This is a genomic window from Reichenbachiella sp. (assembly GCF_033344935.1).
GTDB lineage: Bacteria > Bacteroidota > Bacteroidia > Cytophagales > Cyclobacteriaceae > Reichenbachiella.
Window position 1 is genome coordinate 2,863,676 of record NZ_JAWPMM010000001.1, and the last position, 16,022, is coordinate 2,879,697.

The 16,022-nt window shown below is 39.8% G+C and carries 9 protein-coding genes; 4 read left to right on the forward strand and 5 right to left on the reverse strand.

From position 1 onward, the window contains the following. Positions 1-5: 5 nt before the first annotated feature. Positions 6-1,430 (forward strand): hypothetical protein, encoded by a 1,425-nt coding sequence (locus R8N23_RS12480; protein WP_318171937.1) that lies wholly within the window; start codon positions 6-8, stop codon positions 1,428-1,430. 67 nt (positions 1,431-1,497) lie between these two features. After that, positions 1,498-4,425, forward strand: a complete 2,928-nt coding sequence (locus R8N23_RS12485) for a CHAT domain-containing tetratricopeptide repeat protein (RefSeq protein WP_318171938.1) — start codon at positions 1,498-1,500, stop codon at positions 4,423-4,425. A gap of 6 nt (positions 4,426-4,431) precedes the next feature. On the opposite strand, the gene R8N23_RS12490 is transcribed toward R8N23_RS12485, so the two are convergent. Continuing rightward, entirely contained in the window at positions 4,432-5,781 is a 1,350-nt protein-coding gene (locus tag R8N23_RS12490) for a DEAD/DEAH box helicase (protein ID WP_318171939.1), read from the reverse strand. A 134-nt stretch (positions 5,782-5,915) separates the two neighbouring features. On the opposite strand from R8N23_RS12490, the gene R8N23_RS12495 reads away from it, so the two are divergent. Further along, entirely contained in the window at positions 5,916-6,731 is an 816-nt protein-coding gene (locus R8N23_RS12495) for a M48 family metalloprotease (RefSeq protein WP_318171940.1), read from the forward strand. A gap of 53 nt (positions 6,732-6,784) precedes the next feature. On the opposite strand, the gene R8N23_RS12500 is transcribed toward R8N23_RS12495, so the two are convergent. Beyond that, the gene (locus R8N23_RS12500) at positions 6,785-7,954 is read right to left on the reverse strand and encodes a T9SS type A sorting domain-containing protein (RefSeq protein ID WP_318171941.1); all 1,170 of its coding nucleotides are present in this window, start codon (positions 7,952-7,954) and stop codon (positions 6,785-6,787) included. Between the two features lie 243 nt (positions 7,955-8,197). Here R8N23_RS12500 and R8N23_RS12505 point away from each other — a divergent pair, with 243 nt between their 5' ends. Beyond that, complete coding sequence (locus tag R8N23_RS12505) at positions 8,198-9,067, forward strand: DUF72 domain-containing protein (RefSeq protein ID WP_318171942.1); 870 nt, start codon at positions 8,198-8,200, stop codon at positions 9,065-9,067. Positions 9,068-9,124: 57 nt separating this feature from the next. Here R8N23_RS12505 and R8N23_RS12510 read toward each other — a convergent pair whose 3' ends face one another. The 3 genes from R8N23_RS12510 to R8N23_RS12520 all read right to left on the reverse strand — a co-directional run bounded on the left by R8N23_RS12510 (position 9,125) and on the right by R8N23_RS12520 (position 15,903). Continuing rightward, on the reverse strand, positions 9,125-9,316 hold the full coding sequence (locus tag R8N23_RS12510; RefSeq protein ID WP_084370440.1) for a cold-shock protein: 192 nt from the start codon (positions 9,314-9,316) through the stop codon (positions 9,125-9,127). Between the two features lie 55 nt (positions 9,317-9,371). After that, positions 9,372-9,587, reverse strand: coding sequence for a cold-shock protein (locus R8N23_RS12515; protein WP_318171943.1), 216 nt, complete (start codon positions 9,585-9,587; stop codon positions 9,372-9,374). A gap of 184 nt (positions 9,588-9,771) precedes the next feature. Further along, a complete protein-coding gene (locus R8N23_RS12520; RefSeq protein ID WP_318171944.1) occupies positions 9,772-15,903 on the reverse strand; it encodes a T9SS type A sorting domain-containing protein in 6,132 nt (2,043 codons plus the stop codon). Positions 15,904-16,022: the final 119 nt, after the last annotated feature.

Consider the following 16,022-nt stretch of genomic DNA (forward strand, 5'->3'; position numbering starts at 1 on the left):
CGACAGTGATAATAAGAAAATTCATTGATCAATATTTTCTGGTTGGAGCTACGTCCAGATCAGACACCACGCGGGAAAGAATTATTCTGGCCAATGTAATATTTCTGGCTGTTCCAGTAGTTATTTTCATTTCCTATCTTCTTGACATCAAGGAGTTCTTGGTTCCTACTGAACAATTAAACTTCGATCAATTTACCAGGTTGATGTTCGGCATGGCTTCATTGGTCTGTTATTTCCTCAACCGGAAAGGTCTGTTTGATTTCAGTCGATGGATTTATTTGGCTTCTTGGATTGCCTTTTGGCTTGTTTTGGATCCGGTCGTTCAGGGTACTTCATCTGACTATTACTTTCATTTTGACTTAAGTATCATAGGCTTATCTCTTGTCACCCAAATTTTAGTTTCATATAAAAGAGAGCCTATAGCATTCACTGCCGCTATGCTTTTCAGTCTGGTTTGTATATTCTTCCAGCAATCTTATCTGCTCTATTTTGACAGTAATGAACAGACAGCTGAAATATTAATTGATAATGTTTACACCTATCAAACCTCTATCTACTATTGGGCCATTTTCAACTTAATTATCGGTTATCTGCTATATATCTACGAGAAGGCGAATATTCATTTAGTTGAAAACAACAAAAAGCTGGACAGATTAACTTCCAACCTGGAAGAAGTTGTAGCTGAAAGAACGGAAGATTTACAAAACAAACAAAGGGAGTTAATAGCGATCGCCAATCAATTGGAGGAAAGTCAGGAAAAGTACAGAAAACTATTTACCAATAGTTTCGAAGGAATAGCTCAGCTGGAACTGGATCCCCCATTAGATATCAGCCTTCCAAAAAACGAACAGGTAGAACACCTCATCCAGCATCTCAAATTAGTTGAATGCAATGATGTATTTGCACAATTGTATCTGGAGAATGATACTCAAAAACTAGTCGGGGAAAATTTGGCATTCATTATGGATCACAATGAGTCTATGACCAACCTCATGGAGGCCTATGTAGACCAGAGATATAGACTTGAAGGAATTACACTCGAAGAGTCTATACATGACACCAATCGCTGGTTTATCAGTCACATCACCTCACATATTGAAGACAATAAAGTGCAGTGGCTATGGCTCAACAAATTGGATATTACCGAAAAAAGCAAGCAGGATCAGGAGAGAAAGATTTTATTAAACCATCTTGAAGAGTATGCTTTCCAAACTTCACATGAATTAAGAGGCCCATTGTCCAGACTTTTAGGACTTACCAGCTTACTTCTCAATAACAATGCTTTTGATCAAGAAGAACTTCCAGAAATGTTGAAACACATCAACGATACTTCTTTGGAAATTGACGATGTAATTAAGATGATGAATCAGGTGCTATCCAATAGCCAGTATGAAAGTAAACTCACTAAAAGCCGAAGTTCTAAAGGCTAAGAAGATTAACGATTGCAAGTGAGTGTTTCAGAATAATTTATAACTTCGAATACCAAAATTTACTGAAATGAAGCACCTGACATTACCCATCCTTTTTCTATTACTTTTAGCACAGCCACTTGCTGCCCAATTCAAAATTGGGAAGTTGAAATTGGACGACCTAGTAAAAAAAGAGAATCTAGAAGCGGTAAACACGCTGTTTGATACCGACAGTGAAGTAGCAAAACTAAAAGCCGAGCAGCTTAAAAAGGATACTTCATTCTACAATTACATATTCTCGCAGGGCAACAGAGCGTCATTTTTCGCTAATCGCGACAGTCAAGAAAGCTTGCTCTATACTTTAGGATCAGACTATACTACAGACGGAGAAACAGTAGAACCGGAGGTTTACGAAAAGATTTTTGAGCTGAACCGCACCGCCGAATTCTCTATTTACATCCACCCAGAAATAGCCACCTATAAATTCCTGGAAGCCATTGATTTATTCACGAATGCTGAAAGTTTCAGCCAAATCTCTCTTGATTCAGTTTTTGATATACGTCAAATGCTGACTATGGACACGGTCTCTATTGAAGAAAAGTATGCCATTGGGAAAACCATGGCCAATCTAGCAATTACCATCCATGCCGAGGGTAAATACAACCTTTCAGAAGGGCTGATGAAAAACACAATCAATTATTTCAAAGAAGAAATTGGAAATGAATGCATTGGCCTTGCCTCTCTTTACAATAACTATGCTGTGATTCTCCAGTCACAAGGTAAATACACATCGGCTGAAGAGTATTTTAATAAAGCGGCCAATTTGCTTGAAAAGCATGATAAAGAAAACTCGTTATCCCACGCTATCATGACAAGCAATTTGGCATTGTATTACAACGAAATAGGCCAAGCTGAGGAAGCTGAAAGTTCCATTGCAAAAGCCATGACTATGGCTGGTGACGAGCTAAGAGCCAAGGGGCGTGATAATGTAAGTTTTAAAATCAATCAAGGGCTAATTTATTATAGCTCTGGCAAATACAATGAAGCTGAAAACATCTTCAACGAAGTGCTCGAATTGAAGAGAAAGCGAATGGCAAGAAATCAGACCGACTATGCCAATGTGGAAAATTATCTAGCCAGTGTACTCATGGAGTCTGGCAAACTGGATCAGGTACAATCACTGCTTGAAGATGCACTCAAAATATTTGCGCAGAAATACAACACGCAACATCCAGCCTATATTAAAACCAACCACAATCTGGGTAAATTTCACTTATATCAAGGCAACTATACAGAGGCTCAAAATATTCTGACAGAAGTCAACGAGGCGTACGACCAATATTTCGGAACCAATCATCCGGACTACTTGAGGTCACTTGAAGACTTGGCAGTAATAGACTGGAAACAAGGAAATTATAGCTCAGCCAATGAGAGATTTAAACAAGTGATCTCCTCCAATCTGGACCTGGTAGAGGAAAACTTTGCAGCCATGAGTGAATATGAAAAAGGACAATACTGGGCACAAATCAGACCCTCTATCCTTAAGTTCTACAATTATGCATGCGAGAGAGGCACGGAAGAACCAGCACTTCTCACCGAAATGTATAACATCCAATTGAAAACAAAAGGAATATTATTTAGTGCTTCTACCAAAATGAGAGAAGAGATATTAAGTAGTGACAATGAAGGTTTAAAGACACTATATTTAAACTGGCAACGGGCCAAGGAAGATTTGCTATTATATTATACCTATTCTAAAACTCAATTGGAAGAGATGAAAATTGATCTTCCATCAGCTGAGCAAAAGGCCAATCAGTTGGAGAAAGAATTAAGCAAAGTATCTTCTGATTTTGCTTCAGCCAACAAACTCCCAAGTGCCTCGCTACAGGACATCAAATCCAGTCTCTCACCAACAGATGTGGCTATTGAAGTCATTGGCTTTCCAACTTTCAAGAATAGTTTTACCAGTGATAAAACGTATGCCTTTCTTATCGCTGACCCGAATGCCCAACACCCTAGCCTAGCCTTAATCAACAACGGAAATGAACTAGATGGAAAATATGCCAAAGGCTATCAAAATATGGTGCGCTTAAAAATTGATAATCCGATTCTTTACGAAAAATACTGGCAAGTGGTAGATAAGAAATTAGGAGGAGTTAAAAACGTGCATCTCTCTTTAGATGGAATTTATTTTCAAGTGAACATCAGCGCATTAAGGAAACCTGATCAATCTTTTGTATCTGATGGAATGGACTTTCATCTTTATTCAAGTACCCGTGATTTACTCAATCAGTCCTCGAGTTCGAAGAATAAAAAAGCAGATTTTTTCGGCTACCCTACTTACGGCAACCAAGGTTTATTAGTGTCGTTACCGGGCACCAAAGCTGAAATTGAAACCATCAGTCAAATCACAAGGTCGAAGGGATATCAGGTAGGCACATATATGCAGGGGAACGCCTCAGAAGATAATTTCAAAAAAATCAGTTCCCCATCATTACTGCACGTGGCTACACATGGATTCTTTTTACCAGAGGATAACACTTCTAGTGAAAAGGTCCTTGGCATAGAAGTGAGCCAAGCCAAAGCCAACCCATTACTTAGATCTGGGTTGATGTTGGCTAATGCAGAAAATGCCATGCAATCTTCTGATTATGAACACAGCAACGAAACCAGTAAAACTGATAATGGTATTCTGACGGCTTATGAAGTGCTCACTTTAGATTTGAAAGACACTGACTTAGTAGTGCTCAGTGCCTGTGAAACAGGCTTAGGAGAAATAAAATCAGGGGAAGGTGTATATGGCCTTCAGCGTGCTTTTCAGGTAGCAGGCGCGGAATCTGTGATCATGAGTCTATGGAAAGTAAGCGATGAGGCTACTAAAAACCTAATGACCTACTTCTATGGCGAATGGATGAATGGGAAGAGTAAGAATGATGCATTCATTTCTGCTCAAAAAAGGCTCAGACAAGACTTCCCAGAGCCTTACTATTGGGGTGCCTTCGTTTTATTGAACTAAGTACATCTACTTTTTTCTTTTTTTGCTTTGGTTTTTATCTCCTCTGGTTTTAGGCTTCTTGTGCTTAGAGGCCAGTTTTCTTTTGTAGGAACCGCCGAGATTTACTTTCTTGTTTTTCTCCTTTTTCTCGGCATCTGGGGTGATAATTTTCTTAGGTTTTGTATTTCTATTGTAATTACTTTCCGCAATTTTTGGCCTTTCTTCCGGAATCAGTTCATTAGTTATTTCTACCTCTTCGGGAAATTCAACGGATGGTATCTGGTAATCCATTAATGACTCAATAGCCTCTTTTTGCTCTTTTTCTTTTTCGGTAAAAAATAAGATTGATTTACCTAATTCCTCTGCCCTGCCCGTCCGTCCGATACGGTGCATATAATTCTCCGCATAATTGGGCACATCAAAGTTGATGACATGTGATACCTTGTCTAAATCCAATCCCCTGGCAATTACATCAGTTGCAATCAAAATACGCTTACTCCCTTCATCAAACTCTTCAACTGAACGTAGACGATAGTTTTGTGATTTATTGGAGTGAATGATGCACACCTGAGCTCCAAATAATTCTTCCACAGCTTCAAATAAACGATCTGCCAATTTTTTGTTGGATATAAAAACTACCACCTTGTGAAATTCATTCCGGTCTTCAAGTAAGTGATTCAACAATCTGGTCTTTGTATGAAAGTTCTTTACTTCGTAACAAGACTGCTGGATATTGTCCAGAGGAGTACCACTAACGGCAATGGAAATTTTAGCAGGCGCATCAAAAAAGTCCTCTATCAACGTATCCACCTCTTCGGTCATGGTTGCGGAAAACATGATGTTCTGCCTTTTCGATGGAAGCAATTCAAAAAGATTAGTCAACTGTACTCTGAAACCCAAATCAAGCATAACATCGACTTCATCAATCACTAACTTAGCAATATCACGAGGCTGCAAGGCCCGATTGATGATTAGATCATACAAGCGCCCAGGAGTAGCTACTATGATATCCTGTCCTTCAGCCAAAGCTTCTTTCTGAACACGGATATTCGACTCTCCAAAAACACCCAACACACGAATATTAATGTATTTAGCTAATGATTCGATCTGCTCTACCACTTGAGTAACTAATTCTCGAGTAGGTACCAAAATCAATATTCTCGGATGCTGTTGCTTAGAGAACTTTAACTCTTGGAGTAATGGCAACATGTATGCAAAGGTCTTTCCTGTTCCCGTTTGAGAAACCCCAACAACGTCCTTACCAGACAATATCACTGGATACGCCTGAACCTGAATGGGAGTAGGCTGTTCGAACCCAAAGTCGGCGATGACATTTTTAAGTGGGTTTTTGAGTTGAAGTGAATCGAAAGTCTGCATGTATGTAAATTTTGCACAAAGCTAGATATAATATTAAGGACTCAAAAGACGCTTTTGAAGGAGATTATCATTCTTACCTTTTGTTTAACTTTGTATTGAAATTAATATCATTCTGCAGTTCAAATCCATAATAAATGAGAGCATTGAAATATTTACTTAGTTCACCTATCGTTGGTAGTACATTCCTTTCTTGTAATGAAGAAGACGGTTCAGTGTTGGACCAATTGACGGGCCTTACCCCTGCTAATGATGTGAATTTGGGTCAATCCGTGGTAGCACAAATTGCTGCCAACCCTACTGATTATCCAGTCCTGTCAGACTCGGAGTATCCTGAGGCCTACAATTATATCCGTGATATGACAGCCGCTATTGTGGCTAGCGATGACGTGAAGTACAAGGATTTGTTCCACTATGATGAAGTGAAAATAATTGATCAAGATGTACTTAATGCATTTGCCACTCCAGGAGGTTACATCTATGTCTATACCGGACTGATTAAATATCTGGATAAAGCAGATGACCTGGCAGGTGTTATGGGTCATGAAATAGCTCATGCTTCCGAAAGGCACTCTAGTGATCAGATGAAACAGCAATTGGGATTGCAACTACTCTCTCAAATTATTTTTGGTCAGGCAAGCGATACCCAATTAGCTCAAATGGCTGCTGGTTTCTTTTCATTAAAGTTTAGTAGAGAAGACGAGGCGGAATCTGACGAACACTCCGTCATTTATTTGCAAGATACGGACTATGCATGCAATGGAGCTGCCACCTTCTTTGAAAAATTGACTGAATCTGGTCAAAGCAGCGGTCCGGAATGGCTCAGCACTCACCCTGCCCCAGATTCAAGAGTAGAAGATATAAATGCTAAGGCGAATGATTTAGGCTGCAGTAAAGACGCCGTTGTTGAAACTGGCATGACTTACGCTGAGTTTCAGGCAAGTTTACCATAAAAATAGAACTAAAGAGATAGTGGTCATAGCCTCCTATCTCTTTAGCAATAATGTCACCTCACAACAATCCGTCTTGACGTCTGATTGTCACCGCTAGTAACCTTAAGTTCATACAAACCAGAATCCCATCCGGTCAAATCAATATTACTGATCAACAGGTTATCAGAAGTTTCATACGTTTCCTCGTACACTTTCTGACCCATTTTATCATATACAATCAACTGCACATCAGCATCAGATGACTCCACACGAATATTTAATTGACCAGAGGCTGGATTTGGATAGGCATTGAGCTTTATCCTTGTATAACATGGTCTACCTCCACCTCTCTTTATTTTTCTGATATTTCCTACTCCGCTAAACTCTGAAACGTACAGAGTATTTCCAGATCTATTTGCTATTATCCCAGCAGGAAAGCCAAAAGTAGCCTCAGACAAGGGGCCATCTGTATCTCCATAAGTACTACCGGCAAATATCTCAACATCATCCACCTTGCGAGGGTTTATTCTATAAATCTTATTCTCCCCGTATACCGTGCCATACAAATAACCTTGGGCGTATGCGATAAATGCCAAATATGGGACAAAATTATCAGGTGCTGGAACTGTAGCCACATATTCCAAATCACCATTTCTTGTCAATCTATAAATTTCTCGATCCAAATAATCTCCTATATAAAGTGTGCCACCAGGTCCATAGGCTAACCCAACTCCAAGGTTAATTGGTGCTCCTTGATGTAAAACATTTATATTCCCATCAGGAGACAATTCGGCAATCATATTATTAGCCTCATCGTTGAAATCTGCGGTCGTGAAAATAACATTATCACTATGATAGGCACTAATCATTCCTGAAGGAAACCCATCAATTGGATAGGTCTGGAGAAGATTACCCTCAATATCGTACTTATGTATAGCCGAACCACTGTACTCAGCTACATAAAGGTTATCGTGACTATCAAAAGCAAGACCATTGGGATTGCTCAAGCCAGTTACAAAAGTGCTTACTTCTCCAGATGGAGTGATTTTGTAAACAGAATTTCCGGCAAAGTTAGAGCCGTATAAATTGCCTTCTGAATCAAAAGCAAGTGCATCGTCTACATCCGCATCAGGCGAGTTTAAAAAAGTAGAAACTGTGTAATTGAGGCCGCCGGGATGCCGCATATGCTGGGCATACCCAAAATAGGAAACAGCCACCAACAAAATGGTAGAAATAGTTTTCATGGTTAAATAGTTTATGGTTTTAAAAAATATTGAAAGTCTGGAAACAGAAAAGTTCCAGTGAAATTCATGTTCTGATAGGCATAAGATAGGTTTTGGTTTTATCCAAATCTAAACCCTCACTTTTTAAAACTGGAACATTTCAATTGCCATCACACTTAGATGTTGCCTAATGACATTTCTTCAAAAAAAATATTCCTATATATTCAGGTTATTAGTTGGTTCAATTGATACTACATTTAAGCTATGAAATTTGGAAGTGTAGAAAACCCAGATCTTGTGGACTTCAACTTGCCGGCTGATGATCCAAAAAACAAAAGAATTTTATCTACGAATAAAGATGGATTGAGTAAAATCTACGTGGGCTGCGCCAAATGGAATCGGCAGGACTTAAAAGGGTTTTACCCACGTGGCACCAAAGATGAATTGGCCTATTATGCGACTCAATTTAATAGTATTGAACTGAATGCAACTTTCTATCGAGTTTTTCCAAACGAACAATCCGTTAAGTGGTCACAAAAAACGCCAGAAGATTTTAAATTTTTCCCTAAGGTTCCTCAATCAATTAGTCACTTTCAGCGACTAAGCAACTGCGAGACACTTGTTGCTGAATACTGCGATAGTATTGCAGGGTTTGGCAACAAATTGGGCATGCCATTTCTTCAAATGCCTGACAACTTTGCTCCCAAAAACTGGGATACTTTTGAACAATTTATCTTAAGCTGGCCCACCGGTATCCCGCTAGCCGTAGAGTTAAGACATACGGATTGGTACAACAATAAGGAGAATAGTTCAAAACTATATGAGTTACTTGAGGCGAACAAAATAGCCAACATCATCACGGATACCGCTGGTCGAAGAGATTTACTACATATGCGATTGACAAGTCCTTTTGCATTTGTCAGATATGTGGGAGCTAATCACCCCTCGGATTATAAAAGATTAAATGATTGGGTGAATAGAGTCAAGCAGTGGAAAGCACAAGGTTTGAAAGAATTGTATTTCTTTGTACATCAAAATTTGGAGGAAGAATCTCCATTGTTATCAGCCCATTTCATCGAACAATTAAATAAAGAACTTGGCTCTTCGGTAAGAGGGCCTAATATGATAGCATAAAAAAAGCGAGTTCATTAGAACTCGCTTGTCTTTTTTGTATGATATCAAAAGAAAGGATTAACCCAAAACTTTTACGTTTACCGCGTTGATTCCTTTTTTACCTCTTTCGGTGTCAAATTCAACTTCGTCATTCTCTCTGATTTCATCCACTAGACCTGAAGTGTGTACAAAAATGTCGTCTCCTCCATCTGATGGCTTAATGAAACCAAATCCTTTGGCGTCATTGAAAAATTTTACTGTTCCTTGCATTGTTTATTAAATTATTAAAAAAATTCTTTGCTTAAGTTATAGATAATTCTACTAGTTAGTCCTTTTTATCTTCTTTCTTTTCAATCTTTGGTTCAGGAGGCTCAGAGAGAATATTTCCAAACTCATCTACATATGCCATCATATCTGACAAATCACCTCCTTTATTGTTATTTTCTTGTCTTTCCTTTCGTCGCTCCTCTTTTTCTTTCTTCTTAAGCATTTTCTTCTTGGCCTTCTGATTTTTGATGAAGCTATTCTGGGATTTTGACATATCGTATATTCACATTTAAATAAATGAGCACTTTACCCATTTAAGGAAGAAATAAAATCAAAACGGATAAGCCTAATATTTTGTAGAAAGGACAAATGCGGGATGGATCTTATGGATTCCGAATGCAAAGGTAGTCCTTTAATTTATATTTAGTATCAACAATTCATTTAATAAATATTAAGTCCTATTTTTCTAAAAGAACAGAAAATGACTGCACCCGGCCCCTCACAGCAATCTTCAAAATATAATACCCACTATTAACAAGGTCTGTATTAATTATTAAACGATCTGGTTCTATCTGATAAGAAGGATTATACTGCTGACCTGAAACATCGAACAGATTAATCATTAGCTCCTCGTTCGTTACCTCTGACTCTCCTAAAAAGACTTGAAGTGATTCCCTTGTCGGATTTGGATAAACGACCCAGTGATTTAGTTCACTATAAGACTCCACCATAATAACCTCAGAATAAATCGAAGACCCATCTATGTCCACCTGTTTTAACCTATAGAAATTTTTTCCGTGGCTAGGCGACTTATCACTATAAAAATAATCTGTTGTTTGATCTGTGCTTCCCGTAGCATCTACTTTATTTAGCGCAATGAATGTATCCTTACCTACCTTCTTTTCTAAAACAAAATGATCGCTATTTAATTCACTATAAGTTCGCCATTGTAAATCAATGCGATGATCATCTGCCTCACCTTTGAAGTAAGCCAATTCAACAGGCAACGCGTAGCTAGGATGTCCTGGGTTGTAGAATGCAACGAAAGAAGAAAAACTCTCTACACCCAAGGTAAATTGATAATTTGTACTCCTAAACGATTCGCCACGACTATGAATCAGCTGCTTGCTTGAGCCTTCTTCGAATGGATCTAAATCATTGATTCCTCCATGCTTGGTAAAATTGATACTGTCCTGCACAAAATCGGCAAGCACATCTGGGTCATATCCGTCGTTGACAACTCTTGTTCTCAAATCGGTCGGTTCAGAAGCTAAAGAATAGAAACGCAGATAAACCGGGTAATCCCCTGCCGGCTGACTTGTTGGATTAATCCACCAATTTCTATTCATAACATACTCATCTATTGAATTTATTGTTCGGTCTCTAACATTTGGTTCTCCATCGAGCACGCGGACAGCCCAGCAAGTTTCTCCTAAGTTATTTCCAACTGGATTTATTGAAAAAACAAGATTACCCAAGTTGTCCGTCACATGTACCCATTGATAACCATTTAAGTTTTCACAGTTTGGGTTAGTAGACTCATAGTCTGCTTGTAAAGCACGAATAGTCGTGATGCTAGAAGGAACACTTGGACTGTTTTCGTTGAATGGGTCAGTAACACTCACCACCTCGATATAATCAGGAATACCATCTAGATCGGTATCCGTATCTAGTTCAATCGGCGAACTAGCTCCCGATTCAATCAAAAGACTTTCAAGTGCATCACTTATAACTGGCGCAGAGCCCTCTTGAGATCCTGTACCATCGTTGGTGTCTGACAATGCACCACCTCCTGCTAATGGGTCATCTGCATCGCTAGGGTCATAGCCATTGAATACTTCATAATAGTCAGGAATACCATCATTGTCAGTATCCGTGGCAGGGTTCGAATCAGCTGGTCCACCTTCAGAGAGGATCAATGCCTCAACACCATCACTCAATCCATCACCATCAGAGTCATCATTCCCGTTAGCTGTCGGTGTATCAGCATCAAAAGGACTAGTCCCATCGCGAACCTCACGCCAGTCAGAAACTCCATCCCCATCGGTGTCTGTATTCCTGGTAATTGGCGCAACAGCTCCTTGATCTATCAAAATTTGCTCAAGTGCTCCGCTAATTCTCCCAGTATTAAGAGTTGAAGTAGTCTCCAAAGGGCCGTTGGCATCATCCGCATCTGTTGGAGGAGAACCTGCACCTCCAGCTACCGGGCTATCACCATCAGTGTAATCCGAACCATAGGCAACTTCAAAATAATCGGGTATACCGTCGGAATCCGTATCGGTCGCCAAATCAATACCTGTAGCCAAGCCGAAGTAAGAGGCTCCGCTAAAATCAACATTTTCTATAGTAACTACTTCTGAGGTAAATGAAGTAGCTGCAATTAAGTCTAAAATTCCATCGGTAAAATCATCATTCGTATCCAAAATAAGTGCAAAATTACCGACAACATATCCAGTATTGTCCTCGGATGAAACATCGATAGAGACCGTAACAGTACCGACATCATTCACCTCATCTACTCCCCATTTTCGAGTAACACGTTCGGTCACTGATGGAGGAAGGCCTAATGATATATAGGTTAACCCAGCGTTATCATCTCCAAAAATCAGGTAATCGAGATGATTCAGTGAAGATGGGCTATTAAACTCAACTATGTCACTTCCGTTTATGCTTTGGCTTGCATTGATAAAAAGCCCCTGGTCATTATTGGCAGCTACACCACGTATGCGGTTTCCATAACCTGTTCTGTTATATAAGGAGCTTCCACTATTATAAGTATAATCTCCGGCAGAAATATCTAAATCTATACCATATTTCAAAGCATAGTAACTCTCTACATCTCTTCGATCATTACTAGATAACGCAGTACTCCAAAAACCAATTTCAGCCAAATCACCATCAAACCCCGATGCGCCAGCAGGAGTAGCTCCAATTCCAAGTCCAGCGTTACCGGCTGCTAAAGTTCCTGCTGATGAAGTGCCATCACTTGAACCTCCATTGATAAAAACATTATTACTTGTGGCTGAGGTGGATTGATAAGAAATAATTTGAAATGTTCCTGGAGATACCACGTTTGTTGCACCGTTTGCCTGTTCACTTGAACCAGCGTCAACAAAAGTCATTGAGGCATTATTTCCATTCAAGCCGAATGCCGCTGTATTTCCAGCAGCAGATTCCCAAAACGCCAGATGAGTCCCAGCATCCGGTTTCACCAAAGCAACAAATGTATTATCTGTCGAACCAAAAACCGTCGACCCAGCTATTGTTCCATTTGATTCTAAATAGGTCGAGCCATCAAACGAAATGTAATCATAACCATTAACTGTAGCAGTCTGTGGTGGTGAACCATCAATATCCTCAAGAGCACTCAATCCAGCGGCAGAAACCTGGTTATCCCACTGAGTAACATCACTGCCGCTAGTAGAGACACCAGCATCAGATGTCAACCATAATGTTCCGTTACTCTTTCCTATTGCACCTGAAGGCAAAGGAGGCAGAGCTAAAGTAAAATAGTCATCATTAGAGAAGGTTACATTTTCAAAGATGATCGTATCTCCTGAGAAACTACTCCCTTGAATCTCAGTAACAACCGTTGAAAAATTATTGTTTGTATTGATTAATAAAGCGTATAGTGAAGGAGCCTTATTTAATAACGAGAAATCTGTAACGCCAGCAAGATTAGCTTTTACTGTGACGGTACCAGGGGACCCAGTCACATCCACTTGCCACTCCGTAGATAAACGATTACCATAATTCGAAGGAAGTTCTGTAGACTGGGTAAGAGACTTAGCTGTTCCATCATTACCCCAAATCAAATAATCACCTGAATCCAGATCACTTCCACCAGAGACCTTAACGGCTGAACCTGATTCTGTACTTTGCGAGGTCACTTGAAACAGCCCATGGTCCAGGTTATAGCCAATACCTGCAATCTCACTATCATAAGCTGTGTTGTTATAAATCGTCACGCCTCCTACGGTATAACCTTCACCCGAAATATCTAATGAGACACCATACTTAATAGCTAAATAGGTTTCTACATCTCTGTGATCAGCGTCTGACAGTCGGGTATTAAAGCTAATTACCTCAGAAATTTTGCCATCAAAACCATCTGTACCAAGAAAATTATTTCCTAGTCTGAAATATGAATTTGTTCTATTGGCAAAAGTGCCCCCGTCTCCATTATCCACTTCTATACCATCCACGAAAAGGTCCTGCCCGGTGGCTCCAAAATTATTCCTGGAGTTGATCATAACAACCGGACTTGTGATACTTGCTACCCCATCAACATAAGCAGAACGATAATCATTTATCGCATGTCCAACTAAGGTGTCCGTACCTTGGACACCCAAATACATCCCACCATAGGCACCATTTTGCAAACCTAGCACGTAGCCATTTGAAGCTCCTCCTGCAATAGCAGCATCTGGCTTTAAAATAATGAAATATTCTTGTGTATTAAATCCAGCAATGCCATCAAGGAAATCATCCGAAAAATCAATAGCATCGTTGTCATTTATTTCTTTGTTTACCAAGGAGGGTTTCTCATTACTATCCCCTTGATCTGCGTCATTGCCACTCCCACTTACATCTTTCCAAGACGTCACCAGACTACCGCTCGTTTCTAACCCCTCATCTGGACGAAGCCATAAGGTTAAGCCTGAAGACACCCCACCAGGTGCAATAGTTTGTACATCACCGCCCAATGTAAAAAAATCTCCATCTGAAAAGTCAACAGAAGTGAAGGTAAGAATATCTCTACCACCCAAATCAGTCACATTTCCACCAATTACCAGAGTAGTCACGGCATCATTAGACAAATCAGTCGGCATGGTTGCAGTATTTGGGGCAATTAAAAGATTCAATGTGGTATTATCTTTATCCACAGCCAGGTTGGTAATATCAAAATTCAAAGTAACCGTACCTACATCTCCAGTTTCTTTTACTTTCCATATTCGCTCCAACCTTTCGGAAATCCCCGAAATGACATCATCTGTTGTGAAAGCATTTGGGTTATCGTCATTTCCCCAAACCAGATACTCCCCATCATCCAAATCACTCGCATTTTCCATATTGACGATGGTCGCATCATTCACACTTTGACTGCTCGTTTGATTTAGTTCCTGAGCAGACTCGTCCTTACCTATACCTGCGACGTCATGATGATAGGTTTGATAACCTGCATTTGTAGTACCAGGCCAGATGAGCGTACTTCCATTAATCTGATAATCAAAATTAACTGTTCCGCTACTGGGATCTTCATCCAATGTGAGCCCATATTTAATTGCCAAATAAGTAAAAACGTCTTGCTGATCGCTATCACTCAACCGCCCAGAATAGCTAATTACCTCACCTATACTTCCCTGGAAATCGTCGGATATATCAAATCCATAGCCTAGAATATATGGCTGATTACTAAACCCAGACCAGGTACCTGATTCGATATTGCTGACCAGCTGACCATTCACAAACAAATCCTGTCCATCACTGGTCACATTCAGTCTATCATTGATAATCATTGGATTGGCTAACACCACCTCTCCAGTTAAGTCCTGATAAGCTGATCGATACCCCCCACTAGGCGATTCTGTATGCGTAATAAGTTCGTCAGCAAAATCAACGGTAGCAGAACCCAGTTCCAGACTCCCCACATCTCCTGGTTGATAACCCAAGATGTCACCCGTTTCTGCTGATGAACTGCTTATGAAATCTGGGTCTACTACTACAAAAATTTCGTTAGTGTAAATACCAGCAGCTCCTTCGATGTGGCTGTTATCAAAATCTATCACTGGATTATTATTGATCATTTGGCCATTTGACCCTGGTCTATCTGCGCTGGTCTCTTCATACGCATGATTATCATTTCCACTTTCATCAGCCCAGGCTAAAAGTTCTGCACCATCCAAAAGTGCTCTTGAGTCTGCTTTCAACCATAGGCTTAAATTAGTAGCTACATTACCAGGTGAGCCATCAGAATCGCTATAACTAAGTATGGTTACATTATCAAAACCAATTCCTACATCTACTACTTCAGTAATGGGCGTGCCTCCAGATTCAAAATTCACACGAAATTGAACTTGCGAATTATTTTCTAACTCCGAGGGTAATAAAATTTGAGCCGTATTCCAGCCACCATTGTCTCCATCCCATCCTTCCTCGTTTAATGCTTGCACATCATTGTCATTGTACCAATTGACTCCCTCATCGACAGCCCCCAGTAAATTCCAGCCTACGCCACCATTCGAAGAATATTCAATATTGAAACCATCTTGACTATTGGTAACTCCATTTCCTGTATCATCAGTATTATAACTTATGTCAATTTGAAATATTAAATTATAATGACCAGTTAGATCTATACTGGAGCTTGTAGACGTGACATCAACACTTAGACCATAGTTATCAAAACTAGTTGGATGAAGATAGTTCCCATCGGAGGTACCAAGAGCTCCGTCTCCATCACGTGTCCAATTGGCTGTAGACCAGCCGTTGGCGTCAGCCTCAAAGTCAGCTAAATAGACGGTGGTCTGAGCATTAGAAATTGAAAATAAGAAAATAAGTAAGGCGCAGCATAAAACAATCCTTTTCATTTCGACTAGGTTTAGGGTACATCATTCCAATCATCCTAATCAATTAATCTCTACTGCCGTTAAAGGTGTTTTTGCTTCTATATATGGAGGTTTCTCACATCTCCTTTTTTAATTTATCC

What these genes read in the sequence shown, in the direction of transcription:
- R8N23_RS12510 (WP_084370440.1), bottom strand. Translation starts at nt 9,316, where the DNA reads ATGCAAGGAACAGTAAAATTTTTCAATGACGCCAAAGGATTTGGTTTC.
- R8N23_RS12515 (WP_318171943.1), bottom strand. Translation starts at nt 9,587, where the DNA reads ATGTCAAAATCCCAGAATAGCTTCATCAAAAATCAGAAGGCCAAGAAG.
- R8N23_RS12485 (WP_318171938.1), top strand. Translation starts at nt 1,498, where the DNA reads ATGAAGCACCTGACATTACCCATCCTTTTTCTATTACTTTTAGCACAG.
- R8N23_RS12520 (WP_318171944.1), bottom strand. Translation starts at nt 15,903, where the DNA reads ATGAAAAGGATTGTTTTATGCTGCGCCTTACTTATTTTCTTATTTTCA.
- R8N23_RS12490 (WP_318171939.1), bottom strand. Translation starts at nt 5,781, where the DNA reads ATGCAGACTTTCGATTCACTTCAACTCAAAAACCCACTTAAAAATGTC.
- R8N23_RS12505 (WP_318171942.1), top strand. Translation starts at nt 8,198, where the DNA reads ATGAAATTTGGAAGTGTAGAAAACCCAGATCTTGTGGACTTCAACTTG.
- R8N23_RS12495 (WP_318171940.1), top strand. Translation starts at nt 5,916, where the DNA reads ATGAGAGCATTGAAATATTTACTTAGTTCACCTATCGTTGGTAGTACA.
- R8N23_RS12500 (WP_318171941.1), bottom strand. Translation starts at nt 7,954, where the DNA reads ATGAAAACTATTTCTACCATTTTGTTGGTGGCTGTTTCCTATTTTGGG.